The organism is Pyrococcus kukulkanii (assembly GCF_041647995.1).
Lineage (GTDB): Archaea > Methanobacteriota_B > Thermococci > Thermococcales > Thermococcaceae > Pyrococcus.
Genome location: NZ_JARRIB010000001.1, coordinates 201,303 through 216,201 on the forward strand (window position 1 = coordinate 201,303; position 14,899 = coordinate 216,201).

The window sequence follows — 14,899 nt, forward strand, 5'->3', positions numbered from 1 at the left end:
ATTTCATGGATTTTATAATATATAACCTTTTCTCTTGAAAATTATCAAGATATTGCAAATTTTAATAGAAGACTTTTTTAAGTAGTAATTATCTTCGATCAATATCGAAATGTTCAAAAGACTTTTATACACAACTTAGTATACATTACTGTACAAACGTCAATGGTGGTTCTTATGGAGGCCTTGGAAAAAGCCCTTCGCTGGGCCGAGGAAAATATTAAAGCAGAGTACATCGAGCTGAGATACGAGAACCTCAAGAAAACAACGCTGAACCTTAAAGATGGAGTTTTCGTGAGCTTTACTGAAAAGCTAACCAGGGGCGTTGCCATTAGGGTTCTCGCAAATGGAGCCTGGGGCTTCTCTTCCACGAGTGATCTAGGCAGGCTAGAGGAAGCAATTAAGGAGGCATATAAACTTGCAAAGGCCGCGGCAGAAACAAAGAAGGAGAAGATAAAGCTTGCAGAGATAAAGCCCGTGGAGGACTACGTTAAGAGCAGGATGAAAGTCAAGCCCAGGGAAGTCGACATAGAAGAAAAAGTTAGCCACCTCAGGGAGCTTGAGAAGCTCCTCAAGGAAGATGAGGCAGTAAAGAGCGTTAACATAAGGTACGAGGATGGAGGAGGCCAGAAGATACTCCTAACCAACGAGGGAACAAGAATAGAGTGGGACTACAACTACCTCTACCAAGGAGTCTACGTTACCGGAAAGGAAGAGGGAAGATTGGCTATGGCAAGGGATAGCATCGGGGCCGTTGACTACGGCTGGGAGCTAATGACGGAGAAGGAACCAAATGAAAAGGTAAAGGACAGGCTTTTGAGGAAACTACACTCTCAGCTTGAGGGAGTTGCCCCCAAGAGGGGAGAGTGGCCAATAGTTGCTGGCCCGATAGTCGTCGGGGTTATAGCCCATGAAGCACTCGGCCACCTAGCTGAGGCTGACCTCACTATAAACTCACCATTCAAAGATCTCATGGGCAAGCAGATTGCTCCAGAGTTCGTAACGATGAGCGAACGCTACGTTGAGGGAGGCTTTGGAAATGACAAGTACGACGATGAGGGAGTGCCAGTTAAGGACATCCATATAATAGAGAACGGAATACTGAAGGAGATAATGCTGAACAGGGAGTACGCTGCAAAATGGGACATGGAGCCAAACGGCCATGCAAGGGCCCAGGACTACAGGTATCCACCGATAATAAGGATGAGGAACACGATCTTTGAGCCTGGGGACTGGTCATTTGAGGAGATGATAGAGGACATCAAGTTCGGTTACTACGTTGTAGACTTCAGGGGAGGACAGGCCCAGCTCAACTCAGCATTCCAGGTGGGAATTCAGGAAGGTTATGTGATAAGGAACGGAGAGATTGCAGAGCCGATAAGGGATACTTCAATCACGGGAGTTGCAATTGAGGCCCTGAAGAAGATAACGGCAGTAGGTAAGGACTTCGGGCTTGAGGTCGGATTCTGTGGAAAGGGACAGACGGCATTTGTTAGCTCAGGCGGACCCCACATGAGGTTCGATGGAGGAATTCTCATCGGGTGATGGAGATGGAGGAGCTGATTAAGTACGGTGAGAAGTTTTTTGACGAACTTGAGATAGTCGTGCAGAGGGGAAGGGACGTAAGCGTCGAGGTTGAGCTGAACGAAATATCGATAGCCTCAACAAGAACGAATGTCGTCACGATAATCAGGGGAATTAAGGATAAGAGGATCGGAATCGCCATAATAGACACCGCCGATGAGGAAGAAGTGAAGAGGGCCATAGAATCAGCAGCAAAGATGGCCAAGCTTAACAACCCCGATGAAAAGTGGCACTCCCTCCCAAGCCCAGGAAAGTATAGGGAAAAACCAAAGGTTAACGAAGAGCTAAAGGAGGTCTCACCAGATAAGCTCGTTAACTTCGTCCTCGAAGGAATAAAGCTAGCTAGAGAGAAAGATGAGCACATAACAGTGGCCGGAGGATCCGCGGGAGCTTCTTGGGTTGAGGTCGGAATTTACAACTCCCAGGGAATAAGCGTAACTCAAGAGCTCGGTCAATCACATCTGTTCTTCGAGTTCGTTGGAAAAAAGGAGGGTGTAGTTACCCCAGGTATATTCGAGTTTGACGCTAAAGATAACCTTAACTTGGACGTTGAAGGGGTAGTTGAGAAAGGCGTGCAAAAGGTTCAGTGGGCCTATAAGGTCAAGGAAGCAAAGAACGAGGAAGTACCAATAATCTTCGGCCCCTGGGCAACGTCAGGGTTGTTATTTTACGCACTCTTCCCGGCCTTCAGCGGTGAAAGGTTGGTAAAGAAGACTACACCACTAGCTGATAAGGTTGGGGAGAGCATCGCGAGTGAAGTTATAACGATGTACGATGACACATTCCATGAACTGAGCATAGCTAAGGCCGTGTTTGATGGTGAGGGTGTTCCAACGAGAAAGACGATGCTCATAGAGAAAGGGGTATTCAAGGGGTTCGTGTGGGACAACTACTGGGCGAAGGTCTACGGTACGGAAAGCACGGGGCACGGGCAAAGGGACTGGAGAGGAGGAGGTGTCAGCATAGGGCTCAACACGGTCGTCATTGAAAAGGGCAAGAGGTCACTTGAGGATATAATTGGGGAAATTAAGCACGGCTACTTCGTCGATGGTGTTCAGGGTGCACACTCAAGCAATCCAGACAATGGTAACTTTGCCGTGACTGCAAATCCAGCTTACCTAATAGAGGATGGAGAAATAGTTGGATCAAGCGTTTTCCTTATTGCCGGAAACATTTACGAGCTCTTGAAGCAGGCCACAGAAGTTAGCAAAGAGCAAAGAGCACTACCAGCAATGTACACGGTGATAACCCCATACATAAAGTTCGAAAACGTTAAGATCGCCGGAAAGAAGTGAGCTTTTTTCTTATTTTTATTCCAATTATCATTCCCATGGAGTCCATAACTAGATCCCTGATTTTGTTGCCTAGGGTCTCGGTAATGAAGGATATCTCTGACTCACTTATCTTCTCGGCAACCTCCCAGCCAATTGCCAAAATGTAGAACGCAACTATAGAGTAACTTAAAACTTCCCGCCAAGAAAGATTAAACTCCACCAGAACCCTTGCAATTATGAGCCAGAGAACCAAACCCCCGAGGAAGTGACTTATCATGTCAGCATTTCTCCACTCCTTGTGGAATAAATCAATCGTCGTGAAGGGAACGTTGACTAAAGAAACGTGAACCGCTATAAAAACTCCTAAGAGAGCCATAACTTCAGTATCGTACAGAGGGGTCAAAAGCTTTTTAAAAATCCCTCTAGGCGTATAGACCTTGGGCAACCAAAGGGGAATTGAGAGACCAAACAACGCAACTGAGCATCTGCATATGTGATCCACCCTTCCATAATAGAGGGCCGTTAGAAGACCTGTAAAAACGATAAAAATTGACAGCGTTATTATACTTCTTCCTCTCTCACTCAAATTAAACACCTAGTTTCCATCTCCCCATTACATTTATAACATTTAATCCTTCTCATCATCAACTACTAACGGCCTTAAATTGTACAAGGAGATAAGGTAGTACAGGGTCCTCAGAGGTATCCCCAAGGTTCTGCTTATTTCCCTTGGGCTTTTGCCCCTGTGGAGCATTTCCTGAATTAAACTTACCGTCTTCTCCGAGTACTTCCTGGGCCTGCCTCTCCCCTTGGCTATTGGAACGACCCTTATTCCCATCCTTTCAAGAGCGTTGATTACCTTCTTAGACACCTTTGGGTAGAGACTAGGAGGACATCCTATCACCTTAACGTTTGGGGCGTTCTCAAGGATTCTAACTACAACCTCTTTTGTGGGTCTTAAGTTAATGTAAACTTCAGTCACATCTTCGTTTAGGCTCTCATCAATCTTCCTCAACAACTCCCTCACGTTTCGAGCTGTTATCTCAACTCTCATAAAATCTCACCCCTGGAGAAGCTCAAGGAACTTCTTCGCCTTCTCGCTCTTTGGCATAAACTTCTCAAACTTGCTCACATCGGAGAATACAACTTTATGAAGGCCTGAAACCACGAACTTCCTAATTCCCTCCCTAAGCTCATCAATGTCTATTTCAAGGAGATTTGCAACTTCCTCCTCTGTAAAGCTTGAGATACCGTATAATATTACCCCGCCTAAGACATAATTAGGTAATCTGGTTATGTCACTCCTCTTCTTAACGAGCATCTTCTCTATTTCGCACTTCCTTATCAGGAGTAAGCTCCCAAAGCCCACTTTGAAATCGGCCCTTTCTTTAAATGGGATATCAAACAAGGAATAGTGACAGTCTATACATGACCTTATCCCAGGATATATGGAGATGTTCTCCCTCTCCTTCTCCGATGTTAAGAAGTAGTACCTGAAAATGTCAAGAGCCAATAATCTAACACCATCTTTTGGGTTTAGGGTCGAGTAGGCAAGGGCAAGGTTATCAACGGTGTAGTGGTTGTTTATTAAAACGCCAATTGTCTTTACATAGCTCAAAACTCTCCACCTAAACCTTTTCCCAAACCTCTTCCTTAGCTCTCCCTCTATGTCAGCATCCACCGGCAAGTCAAGCTTTTCCTTTTTTAGCTTTCCATCCTCCCAGTACTCAACCTCTATCCTAAATTTCTCCTTCCTTACCGTACCCTCTTCCCTGAGCTTACTCTTTATCAACTTGAAATGCTCCCTTACCTCAATGCCCCTCTGCCCTAACAGTCTGAGAACATCACCTGAGTAAGCTAAGTATGGAAGTATATCAACCCTTCCAAGCCTTACAGGCTTTTCAACTACTTTCACTTTCTGAAGATCGGTCTTTTTCAAGGCATCTGGAGGGACTTCAGTTCTCCCTTTCCTCAATAGGTAGTTCGCATCAAGAATAGCTAGGGCCATCTTATGGGCAGTTATCGCGGCCCTTAACCTTTCGAGGGTTAGCGATCTATAATGCCTCTTTCTGTATATCCAAGATAGATGTGGATCTCTCGATCTTTTGTCTTTAAATATCGGAGCAGGACCCAGTTCTCCAACCCTCCGCTCCAGCTCTTCTTCTAGATCTTTCAAAACTTCTAGCCTATTCTTAAATATGAAAAATAGTTTTGGAATATCAAAATCATCAAATAATCCTGGAGTATCAATTGCTATGTCATCCAGTGTTTTATTTATCCTCGCTATTAACTCCTCAGTTGTTGGCATGGCCCATCACGGAAGAAGCTTACCCTCCCTAATCTTCTCGGGCAAATATTCTCTTGCCACAAACTCTAGACTCTTATTTGCTAAGGCCTGCTGCTCAATCCTTACTCCCCACTTAAGTGCAAGCTTCAGTTGCCTCTGCCACTCCTTGTTCTGGAACCATGGATAGTTAAGCTCTTCAATTATCCTCTTGTAGTCCCCAGTAGGTCCACCTTTCTTGTCTGGGGGGATTCCCTTGAGCTTCTCCGTAACGTTCTCGAGACCGTACTCCTTTATGTCATCCATAGTCATTCCAACGAACTTTGCATCGGGAGTTGCGAGCTTCTCACTCAGGTACGCTAGATTAATCGATCCCTGCTTTATTGTGGAATAGATGTACCAACCGTATGGATCTCCATCAGTAAATACTATTATCGGAAGGCCCTCCTCATAGTGAAGCCTGTGGATTAGTCTCCTCACTCCCCTTGAAGCCTGACCTTGGGTCGCCACTATAAGGCAGTTCTCCTTCTTTGGATACTTCTCCTCAATTAGTCTATCGGCCATTGCCGCAGTTTCAACGACAAGAACGTAGTCAACATTGATCTCAGGGAACTGAATGTGCTCTACTGTCCCTGGAACTGCCCAGCCACCCGTACCGAGCTTGGAGGCATTGAACTCATCTTCTCCATCCTTGATAACTATGTCCCCGTAGATGTACCCTCTCCTATCCGCTGTAATGTGCATTTCCTCTCTCAGAATGCCAAGCATTCTCTCGAGATCCTCTATTATTGGATCACTCTCGCTCTGGTCCTCAAATGTGTTCTCCTTAGTCCCTGGGATTGTGTGCTTGTTGGCATAGTACGCTTCTCTTAAGCTCGCGTGCTTTCCTTCACTTACCAGCCTCTTAACGTAGGCCATTAAGACAAGAGTCTGCATGAACTTCCTCGCATGAGCCACGTTGAGGAAGTACCTCCTTGAGAGCTTATCGCCCATCCTTATTAGTCTCGCCTCTTCATCGAAGTATACATTATTTAGTCCCCTTGTTGGAACGTCAAAGTAGGGATTCTTGCCGGCCTTAACATCTTCAAGTATCTTTTGGGCTACTTCTTCCAGCTTCTTAAGAACTTTCTGAGGATCATAAGAGAACTTCTCCCTAGGCTTCTGTCGCTTCAGCTTCAACGTCACTCACCTCCTCAATTTCAATTCTACTCTCTATAAGGCTCAGGAAGTACTCCTTGATTTTCTCCTCTGGCTCCCCGGTCAGTATGTGCAAAGCCCTGGCAATCTCGGGGAGATACTTCTCAAGGGTCTTCCTCCTCTTAACCTGATACAGCCTCCTGAACTTACCTCCGAGATAGAAGGCCAATTTCCTTGCAGCATCCATTAGGGCAAGCCTTATCTCATTGTATATCTCATCGATGTCGGCAATGCTCTGCTTACCAGTGCTCGTGTAGGGAACGTGAACGCTGATAACGTTGACTAAAACGACGAGTGGAGCTGTATCAAATGAATCTATCCTGTACCTCTTCCAATCTATGCTCCTCACGGCTGATGTTATTACACATGAACCTGCATCGAAGAGGAGTGGAACCCTGTTGGCGTACCTCAAAACTTCTGAACTCGTTATGTGGCCTCCATAGGCCAATCCAACTTCAACCTGGAAGGGTATACCCCCTGCATATACCTTCGGGGGCCTCGTTATCGCCGTCACGAACTCCGGCCTTAAAATCGCCTTGAGACCCTTCTCGATGTTTTCCTCCCCAATGGGTCTCAAGCCATGGGTTGGTGGTGCCAGGAACTTCATCAGCTTGAATGCCTCAACTATTTCCTCCGCCTCATGCCAAGTAAGCTTTTCTGGAGGTTTCTCCATGATCTTAGCTACCTGTTCTACGACCTTCTTCCACTTTCTGCCAAAGGACTTGAGAACGGCATCTACCTCTCCCCTGACTAACCTTTCGTACAGCTGTTCCCTGATATCCTTCCTATCTTCTGACTTTATCAGCCTAAGGGCGGCTATGTACTTTATTAGCTCGTCGATTTTCTTATCGCTGATCCTTGAGAATTCAGAAACTAGGAATCTCCTAACGCTACTCCTCTTGCTTCTATGAGCCATTGTGTAAACATCGTCCGTCATTACTCCCTTTGGATGGGGCTTCATCTCCACGGGAGGTTCGGGAATTTCGTCACTTGACCTTGGGAATACGATCAACTTTCCATCAGGCTCAATGAGCTCTATGTGAGCGTGGGGGTTGGCAATTGCCGTAAGTTTCAAATACCAATAAACACCCTGCTTTGAGCGGACGTACTTTACGTCCTTAACTTCAAGCTCTATTCTCGTCCCCCTCCAGCCCCTGGGATTCGGATGCTTGATCTTCTTCACAATCTTACCCTCATTTTTCTGGACATCTATCTTGACCCATGCCTCAACGATATCTCCGCCGGTAGACGTGATTACTCTAGTAGCTTTGCCGCTCGTTATCTGAGCGAACATTACCGCTCCAGAGATACCTATACCCTGCTGTCCCCTGCTCTGAATGTTCCTGTGAGCCTTAGTTCCCGCAAGCATCTTACCGAAGACGTGGGGGATGTAATCCTCAGGAATCCCAGGACCGTTGTCCTCAACTATCACCTTATAGTGCTCCTTCCCAAGCTCCTCAATCTCGACCCTAATGTAAGGGAGTATTCCGGCCTCTTCACATGCATCAAGAGAGTTTGTTACCGCCTCGTGTATTATTGTTGTCAGCGATCTAACCTTGCCAGTGTAACCAAGCATTGCCGCGTTCCTTCTGAAGAACTCGCTTACACTTTGAACCTTAAACTCTTTAAATAGATCCCTTGCTTCCGCCATATCTACACCTCACAGGTTTTCATAATACATGGCACTCTCAAGTTCGAGATCTTTCTTCCTTCTCTCTAGGTATCTGTAGACCGTTCCATGAGGGGATCCTCTAGCAAGCTTCTCTATTGCCGTCTTTGCAATTTCTATCTGAATTGGGTTGCCAATTATTGCCACGGTTTTCCCGTAGACGCTTACGCTCGCCCCGCTCATCTCTTCGATTATCTGCCTTGTTCTACCTTTCCTGCCAATTATCCTACCCCTAACCCTGGGGAGGGCGTTTTTCTCGTTGCCGATAATTATGTCGGTGAGGTTTATTATCTCGAGGTACTCCCCTTCATTTAGTAGCCTGAAGGCCCTCTCCGGGGAGAACCCCCTTCCAATAGCTAAAACAATGTCCCTCGCCTTCCAAACGGCGAGAGGATCGTCAGTCTCCTTTGTTGAGGTTATCCAAACCTCCCCCGTCTCGCTATCTACCTCGATCTTTGTCTTAGTTCTCCTCTCAATTTCCCTTTTAGTGCTACCCTTCTTTCCTATAAGGACAGCGATTCTCTCCTTGGGTATCTTAACGTACTCTTCCTGCTTGAAGAACTCCTCCCATTCCTCATCCTCTTCATCCTTAACGATCTCACCGTCCTTGGTTACCTTCTCATACCTTTTCATAAGCTCCTCAAATTCCTTCTCTCCCATAATTCATCACCCGCTAACTCGCGGAACTTTTCCTCAGGATCCTCAACGCTCACACCTTTTTTACCAAAGTAGTTGATTATATTCCTGATATCCCTGTACAATAGAGTTAGGCTCATTCTGTTTCTCTTAACAGTTGCCTGGGACCAGTCTATTATCACAGGCTCGTTCCAAATGAGTACGTTGTATTCGCTTAGATCTCCATGAACCATATCTCCCCTCTTCCATAACTTTTCTATGGCGCCCATTGTGAAATCATAGAGTTCTTCAAAGTCCTCAATCTCTAAATCCTTTTCAACATCCTTTAATCTCGGGGCGGGCATTTCATCTCCAATGTATTCCATAATCAAAATGTTATTGCGAAAGGCTATTGGTTCCGGAGCCCTAATGGCGTACTTCATTGCTCTCTGTAGGTTTTTGAACTCTCTCCTTGTCCATACGAACACGAGCTTCCTGATATCCTTAGGGAGGTAGCCAATCCTGGGATCAGCCGCGAGGTATTCCCATATCCTTCTGAACTCCGTTGTATATGTCCTGTATATTTTCACGGCAATTCTATTTCCTTTAGCGTCGTAGCCTACAAACACATTTGCCTCCTTGCCCGTGCTTAAGACACCATATAGCCTCTCTATCTTCCCCTTTCTGTAAAAGTAACTTATCGTTTCAATGGTTGTTCTGTCAAAAACCTCGCTGAAGATTTTAAAGAGCTCGCTATCCTTCTCCCTCTTTTCTGTAAGGCCAAGCACCTCTGCAATTTCCCTATCAAGCCTCTCCATAGCTCATCACTCTAGCAGTAAGGAGCCACCGGTCAGGAATTCCTGAGTTATCTTACCCTTCCTTAGTAGCCAATCTACTTGAGTCTGGGTGTACCTATAGACAATGTCTCCCCTCTTATCACTCTGAACTGGCCATGGTTGAACTATCACAAGATCACCAACCCTAATCCAGACCCTCCTCCTGAGCTTTCCTGGGATCCTACACCTTCTGACCTTTCCATCCTCGCACCTAACGTCCATCCATCCCGCACCCAATGCCTGCTCGACGACACCAAACAGCTGATTTCCCTCTGGAAGCGGAACCCTTATGACCTCTTCACCTTCAACCTTCCTCTCTTTTTTAGGCATGAGCATCACCTCCTGATTTTTTGCAAAAATTTTTCCACATACACCTTAAATAGCAACTTTAAAAATTTTTGCATAAGATTTGGAAGGTATATAAAGGAGGGAGCCACGATAAAAAGTTGGAGGTGTAAAAATGACAAATGGGGTCTGGAAATATCTCACATTTATCTTAGTGTTGATTCTTGGATTCTCGGCAGTAGCAAACGTTCTCCTCTATATGCAGATTGGAGCTCTTAAATCATGCAATCAAACCCTGCCTCAGGTTCAAGTTGGTAGCTTAAATCAAACGACAAATGAAACCCTCCTCCTAAAGTTAAAAATAGAGGAGATGAAAAATGAAATTGAATATTTGAAATCTCTGATATCTCAAGGAAAAGAGCAGGCCAATATCAGCATTGCTATTGTTCCAATCTTTGGGCCGGTAGATGACCAGCTCGCCCTACACATTGTGAAAATAATCCGAGAAATACGTGAAAACTCTTCAATTGGAGGAGTTCTTCTCTGGATAGAGAGCCCGGGAGGAATGGCTGGACCTGTTAGGATAGTATATGAAGAACTAAAAAAGTTAAGTTACCTTAAGCCAATAGTTGCATACTCTGGAGGATATATGGATTCGGGGGCGTACTACATAGCATGTGCCGCAAATAAGATAGTTGCAGATCCCTTGGCGGAGGTAGGTAGTATAGGAGTCGTATATGTCCACTTCAATGCCGAGAAGTACTACGAGATGAACGGAATAAAGGTCGAGGTGTTTAAAACAGGGCCATATAAAGATATGGGAGCCGATTGGAGAGATTTAACACCAGAGGAGAGGGAAATGATTAAAAATCAGATAGAGATGTACTTTAATGAATTCCTGAACGTTGTTAGTGAAGGGAGAAACATGACTATAAACGAAACTAGGAAATATGCAGATGGGAGAGTATGGTTTGCGAAAGACGTGAAAGGATCGCTAGTAGATGAAACGGGAGATCTTGACTCAGCAATAAGAGCACTACTCAAGTTGATGAACGTAACATCTGCAAAAGTTGTAATGTTTGATTCTAAACCCCAGGAATTTGAAATATCGGAAAGTGCAACCCTCTATATGCCGGCGAACTATATTTACCCCTACATAAAGGGGTGAGAGCGTGCAGTGTGAAGAGAAGCTCGAAGTCTTTGAGAATGGATTCAAAGACGAAAAATTTAATGTCGAGGTTCGGGTGCTTGGGGGAGACGGGAGGAAGGTACTGTTAGCCCTGATCTATGAGATGTACCTTCCGGAGTACGGACCGGAGTATGTGTATCCTTTTGAGTGTGCAAAGGAGTTCTGGGGAATCTACATGGATCCCTCAGAAATAGAAGGGGAAGAGGTCAAATTAAAGCCAATAAAATTCACGACAGATCAAGTAAGACAGAAGATAGAGGGCATGACCAAAGAGCTGAACGTTAATGTTGATGTAGAGAATGCAGAGGTATACAAGACCAAAGAGGGCTATCTAGTTGTGGGCAAGAACTTCATCCTCGATCCAAAGGGGAGGCTTTTCGTATTTAACAAGCCCTCCTTAGCGAAGCAAATACTGAAGTACATCTGGAAGTGGTAGGATTGGAGAGAGAAAAGGTAGTTTGGGCCGCTTTAGTTGTCATAATTCTTTTTCTTGTCTGGAAGACATTAAAGGAGTTGATAACCCCCATAGTATTTGGGATAGCCGCAACTTACATAGCTTACCCCTTCTACGTAAAGCTAGCCAACAAAGTTGGGAGGAGATTGGGCCTACTTATCGTTTTATCCGTAATTTCCCTCCTCTCGATTTTATTCCTAATTGGAGTTGCCCTCTGGATAACAGACACACTTAAAAACCTTTACACGTATCTTGATGCCTTTTTCTCTTGGCTTGGAACGCTTAAGGTTCCCAGGGCCCTTTCATCTCTGTTCGATGCTATAGCCACAAGTTTTCCAGAAAAATTAAGGAGCATGTTGCTTCAATATACCCTCTCACTTCCAAAACTTGCACTTCAACTTATAGTTTTCCTTGCAGTTTTTTATGCGACCCTAACTAACGCAGACTTCCTAGCAAAGGAAGTTCATGAACTGCTTCCCTCAACAAACAGGGAAATTGGCGAGAGAATGCTCTCAAAAGTTCGAGATACCGTTGATGCAATACTTAAAACATGGCTCTTCTTCAGCATAGCGAAGGGGTTCTTCCTCTCCATCGGGTTCTATATTTTCAAACTCAGCAATGCTGCTGGTTCAATAGCTGCAGGCATCTTATGTGTAATCTTAGAGCTCCTACCATTTATGGGCGGATGGATAATGTGGCTAATAGGGGCAATGCTACTCTGGCATAGGTCCCCTTGGATGGCAGTGCTCTTTGCTGTTTATGGATTTATTACGATATCTCCACTGCCAGACTACACAATAAAGCCGAAATTAACTAGAGGTAGAGCAAAGGTTAGTTCTGTAGTAGCCTTAGTGGGAATATTTGGAGGAGTAATGGCCTTTGGGGCAGTTGGGATAATCCTGGGGCCGATAGCCATAGGGCTTCTTTTTGCATTGATAGAAGTTTGGAAAGAGTATGAGACTAAACAACCTTCCAAAGCTCATCAGTCTCAGGACGCTTAAGGGGTCTCTCAACACCATCTTCTATAATAACCCTCTTCTTCTCAGCCAAGAACTCCCCTATTATGCTGGCGTTTATTCCTTTAGCCAACAACTTCTCCACCAAAACCTTAGCATGATCCCTCGGCACTGAAACCAAGAGGGAGCCAGAACTTATCAATGCCAAGGGGTCGAGATCGTAAAAGGCGCATATTTTCTTAGTCTCTTCCCTTACTATGACCTTATTGGCGAAAATCCTGAAGCCCAAGTCGCCTACATCTGCCATTTCATGCAAGCCATTTGCAATTCCACCCTCAGTAGGATCATGCATTGCCGTAGCGAATTCCCTTGCTATCAATGCCTCTCTGACCACACTTATTTCATAGATGTAGGCCTTCGCTCTTTCAACGAAATCCCTGCCAAAGATAGATCTCAGCTCTTCCTCCCTCTCATGAGCTATTATTGAAGTCCCCTCAATCCCGGCTCCCTTGGTAAGGATTATAGCATCGCCGGGCCTTGGCCTTGGAATAACTAACTTCTCCTTCTCAACTTCTCCAAGCATTGTTCCCACGACTATGGGCTTCTTTAACCCAGGAGTAACTTCTGTATGCCCTCCAACGATTGCTATTCCCATTTCCTGGGCCACTTCCTTTATCTCCCCCATAATATTTCTCACGAGGTCAATGTCAGCTCCCTCAGGCAGGAGGATGGTAACCAAAAACCACTTAGGCATGGCACCAAAGGTTGCAACGTCGTTTGCATTAACGTGAATTGCATAGAATCCAATCCTGTCTTCAGCTCCCGTGATTGGATCGGTAGATGCAACAAGAACGTAATCACCAAAATCTATGGCAGTAGCATCTATCCCAACCCCAGGGCCAACTATAACCTTATCACCATGCTCCAGTCCCCTGAGTATAACGTCGTTCAAGATTTCAGGAGGAACTTTTCCCACCAGCATTTCATTCCCCCCATAAGGAAGAATGCGAACGGTTATTAACCTATCCCATAACTCCATCCAGGGTGATAAAATGAAGGTTCATTATGAATGCTTTACGTGCATAGCTAACCAGTGCAAAAAGATCGTTGAGATGGGGACTGAAGACCTGGAAAAAAGAAAAAGAGCTATGTTCCTAGCAGCAAAAACAGTTGCGAGAGAGTATCATGAAGATGCAATACCGGCAATAGCAGGGAGTAAAGTGTTTCTTGAGCTGTATAGATTTCTAGAAAATGATGATCCCTTCAGAGAGTACAAGGAAAAGTCAAGGAAAGTGGCGGAGAAGGTTGTCAAGCTACTGAGGGATAGGCTCGACATTAGCATAAAAACCGCGATAAAGCTCGCCATAATTGGGAACATAATTGACTTTTCCGTTGGATTTTCTCCCGAAGACCTTGAGAGACAAGTTGAAGATATGCTTAAAGAAGACTTATACATAGATGAGAGCGAGGAGTTAATTGAAAGTGTCAAAAGGGCAAAGGTAATTCTGTACCTCACGGATAACGTTGGAGAGCATTATTTCGACGCGATTCTCCTAGAGAAAATCAAGGAAATATCAAGTGCTGAAATATACATAGCCGGAAAGGAAGGCCCAATAATAAACGACGTCACCGTTGAGGATCTAAGAAGAGATGGCTTCGAGAAGTTTGGCAAGATAATCTCAACCGGAACTAGAATAGTTGGTGTCCCTCTTGATAAAATCACCGAGGAATTTAGAGAGATATTTAAGAAGGCAGATATCATAATAGCAAAAGGTCAGGGAAACTTTGAAACTTTGAGCGAAATAAAAGATGAGAGAGTATTCTTCCTTCTAAAGGCCAAGTGCCCGGCGGTGGCCAGAGGGCTTGGAGTACCACAGGGAGCTCTCGTATGTAAGAGGAATACCTAGAGCTCTCTTTTTCCCTCAAAATACTCTATTAGCTCTTCATCACTCACATCCTCATCGTATCCCAGCTCCCTTCTCTGAAGCTCAATTAGGCCTGGAGTTAGAAGTAGCTTCCCATTAAGCTTTGGAATGGCATAATGGAGGGTTATCTCGCTAAAGTCATCGAGCTTTATCGTTGGATTTTCTTCGTATTCAATTTCTTCGAGCCTTTTTCCATCAGCAATAAGCTTCGCAACTATCGAGGCTCCATCAATCGAGAACTGGGGTCTGCCTATGTGCCTAACCCTAACCCCAGGCATCTTTGAGGTTATGAATTCCTTCGTCCTCCCCCTTGGAATGGCATCACCCAAGATTCCACCAACGACGATTATTGTATCTTCCTCTATGTCTTCCGGCTTTAACTCCTCTTTAGCCTGAGGATCTAGGAGTATAACCTTCGACTTATCAAAGGGCAGTCTAGTTATGCTTTCCGTGATCACGCTACCTATCTCTGAGAGAATTTTCCGCTCCTCTGGCCTTACGTTTGTGAAGATTAGGTTGTCCCCCCACCACTGGGCAACGTGCTTGTATTCCAACAGTAGCCACTCGCTTATCTCCTCCAGATGTTCAATTACTAAGTATGGCATAATGCAAGGTTCCGGAGAGGATTTAAAAA

The 14,899-nt window shown here is 45.0% G+C and carries 16 protein-coding genes; 6 read left to right on the forward strand and 10 right to left on the reverse strand.

Annotation, left to right across the window (positions count from 1 at the left end; translation table 11 throughout):
• Positions 1–174 precede the first annotated feature (174 nt).
• Both P8X24_RS01210 and P8X24_RS01215 read left to right on the forward strand, forming a co-directional pair.
• Positions 175–1,542: a metallopeptidase TldD-related protein gene (locus P8X24_RS01210; protein WP_372913697.1), complete on the forward strand. Its 1,368-nt coding sequence runs from the start codon at positions 175–177 to the stop codon at positions 1,540–1,542.
• Positions 1,543–1,547: 5 nt separating this feature from the next.
• On the forward strand, positions 1,548–2,876 hold the full coding sequence (locus P8X24_RS01215; protein WP_372913698.1) for a TldD/PmbA family protein: 1,329 nt from the start codon (positions 1,548–1,550) through the stop codon (positions 2,874–2,876).
• Here the strand turns inward: P8X24_RS01215 and P8X24_RS01220 are convergent.
• From P8X24_RS01220 to eif1A, 8 genes are read right to left on the reverse strand one after another with little or no spacing between them, the layout of a single operon-like run.
• Complete coding sequence (locus P8X24_RS01220) at positions 2,854–3,441, reverse strand: hypothetical protein (protein WP_372913699.1); 588 nt, start codon at positions 3,439–3,441, stop codon at positions 2,854–2,856. The two genes, P8X24_RS01215 and P8X24_RS01220, sit on opposite strands and share 23 nt — an antisense overlap.
• A gap of 42 nt (positions 3,442–3,483) precedes the next feature.
• Complete coding sequence (locus P8X24_RS01225) at positions 3,484–3,909, reverse strand: DUF1699 family protein (protein ID WP_372913700.1); 426 nt, start codon at positions 3,907–3,909, stop codon at positions 3,484–3,486.
• Between the two features lie 6 nt (positions 3,910–3,915).
• Entirely contained in the window at positions 3,916–5,163 is a 1,248-nt protein-coding gene (locus P8X24_RS01230) for a DUF530 family protein (protein ID WP_372913701.1), read from the reverse strand.
• Between the two features lie 6 nt (positions 5,164–5,169).
• Positions 5,170–6,318, reverse strand: a complete 1,149-nt coding sequence (locus P8X24_RS01235; protein ID WP_372913702.1) for a DNA topoisomerase IV subunit A — start codon at positions 6,316–6,318, stop codon at positions 5,170–5,172.
• Positions 6,293–7,987, reverse strand: coding sequence for a DNA topoisomerase VI subunit B (top6B, locus tag P8X24_RS01240; RefSeq protein WP_372913703.1), 1,695 nt, complete (start codon positions 7,985–7,987; stop codon positions 6,293–6,295). The genes P8X24_RS01235 and top6B overlap by 26 nt, the downstream gene beginning before the upstream one ends.
• Positions 7,988–7,996: 9 nt before the next feature.
• Positions 7,997–8,665, reverse strand: coding sequence for a KH domain-containing protein (locus P8X24_RS01245; protein WP_372913704.1), 669 nt, complete (start codon positions 8,663–8,665; stop codon positions 7,997–7,999).
• Positions 8,635–9,438 carry a serine protein kinase RIO gene (locus tag P8X24_RS01250; RefSeq protein WP_372913705.1) on the reverse strand — a complete coding sequence of 268 codons (804 nt, stop codon included), beginning with the start codon at positions 9,436–9,438 and terminating at the stop codon, positions 8,635–8,637. Before P8X24_RS01250 ends, P8X24_RS01245 begins: the two co-directional genes overlap by 31 nt.
• 6 nt (positions 9,439–9,444) lie before the next feature.
• Entirely contained in the window at positions 9,445–9,786 is a 342-nt protein-coding gene (eif1A, locus tag P8X24_RS01255; RefSeq protein WP_372913706.1) for a translation initiation factor eIF-1A, read from the reverse strand.
• Between the two features lie 130 nt (positions 9,787–9,916).
• On the opposite strand from eif1A, the gene sppA reads away from it, so the two are divergent.
• From sppA to P8X24_RS01270, 3 genes are read left to right on the forward strand one after another with little or no spacing between them, the layout of a single operon-like run.
• Positions 9,917–10,909: a signal peptide peptidase SppA gene (gene sppA / locus P8X24_RS01260; protein ID WP_372913707.1), complete on the forward strand. Its 993-nt coding sequence runs from the start codon at positions 9,917–9,919 to the stop codon at positions 10,907–10,909.
• 4 nt (positions 10,910–10,913) lie between these two features.
• Positions 10,914–11,366 (forward strand): PH1570 family protein, encoded by a 453-nt coding sequence (locus tag P8X24_RS01265; RefSeq protein ID WP_372913708.1) that lies wholly within the window; start codon positions 10,914–10,916, stop codon positions 11,364–11,366.
• Positions 11,360–12,385 carry an AI-2E family transporter gene (locus tag P8X24_RS01270; protein ID WP_372913709.1) on the forward strand — a complete coding sequence of 342 codons (1,026 nt, stop codon included), beginning with the start codon at positions 11,360–11,362 and terminating at the stop codon, positions 12,383–12,385. The genes P8X24_RS01265 and P8X24_RS01270 overlap by 7 nt, the downstream gene beginning before the upstream one ends.
• On the opposite strand, the gene P8X24_RS01275 is transcribed toward P8X24_RS01270, so the two are convergent.
• On the reverse strand, positions 12,345–13,322 hold the full coding sequence (locus P8X24_RS01275; RefSeq protein WP_372913710.1) for an AIR synthase family protein: 978 nt from the start codon (positions 13,320–13,322) through the stop codon (positions 12,345–12,347). The genes P8X24_RS01270 and P8X24_RS01275 overlap by 41 nt on opposite strands.
• Positions 13,323–13,392: 70 nt before the next feature.
• Between P8X24_RS01275 and P8X24_RS01280 the strand changes: the two genes are divergently transcribed.
• Positions 13,393–14,247, forward strand: coding sequence for a damage-control phosphatase (locus tag P8X24_RS01280; protein ID WP_372913711.1), 855 nt, complete (start codon positions 13,393–13,395; stop codon positions 14,245–14,247).
• Here the strand turns inward: P8X24_RS01280 and P8X24_RS01285 are convergent.
• Complete coding sequence (locus P8X24_RS01285; RefSeq protein ID WP_372913712.1) at positions 14,244–14,870, reverse strand: hypothetical protein; 627 nt, start codon at positions 14,868–14,870, stop codon at positions 14,244–14,246. The two genes, P8X24_RS01280 and P8X24_RS01285, sit on opposite strands and share 4 nt — an antisense overlap.
• Between the last annotated feature and the right edge of the window lie 29 nt (positions 14,871–14,899).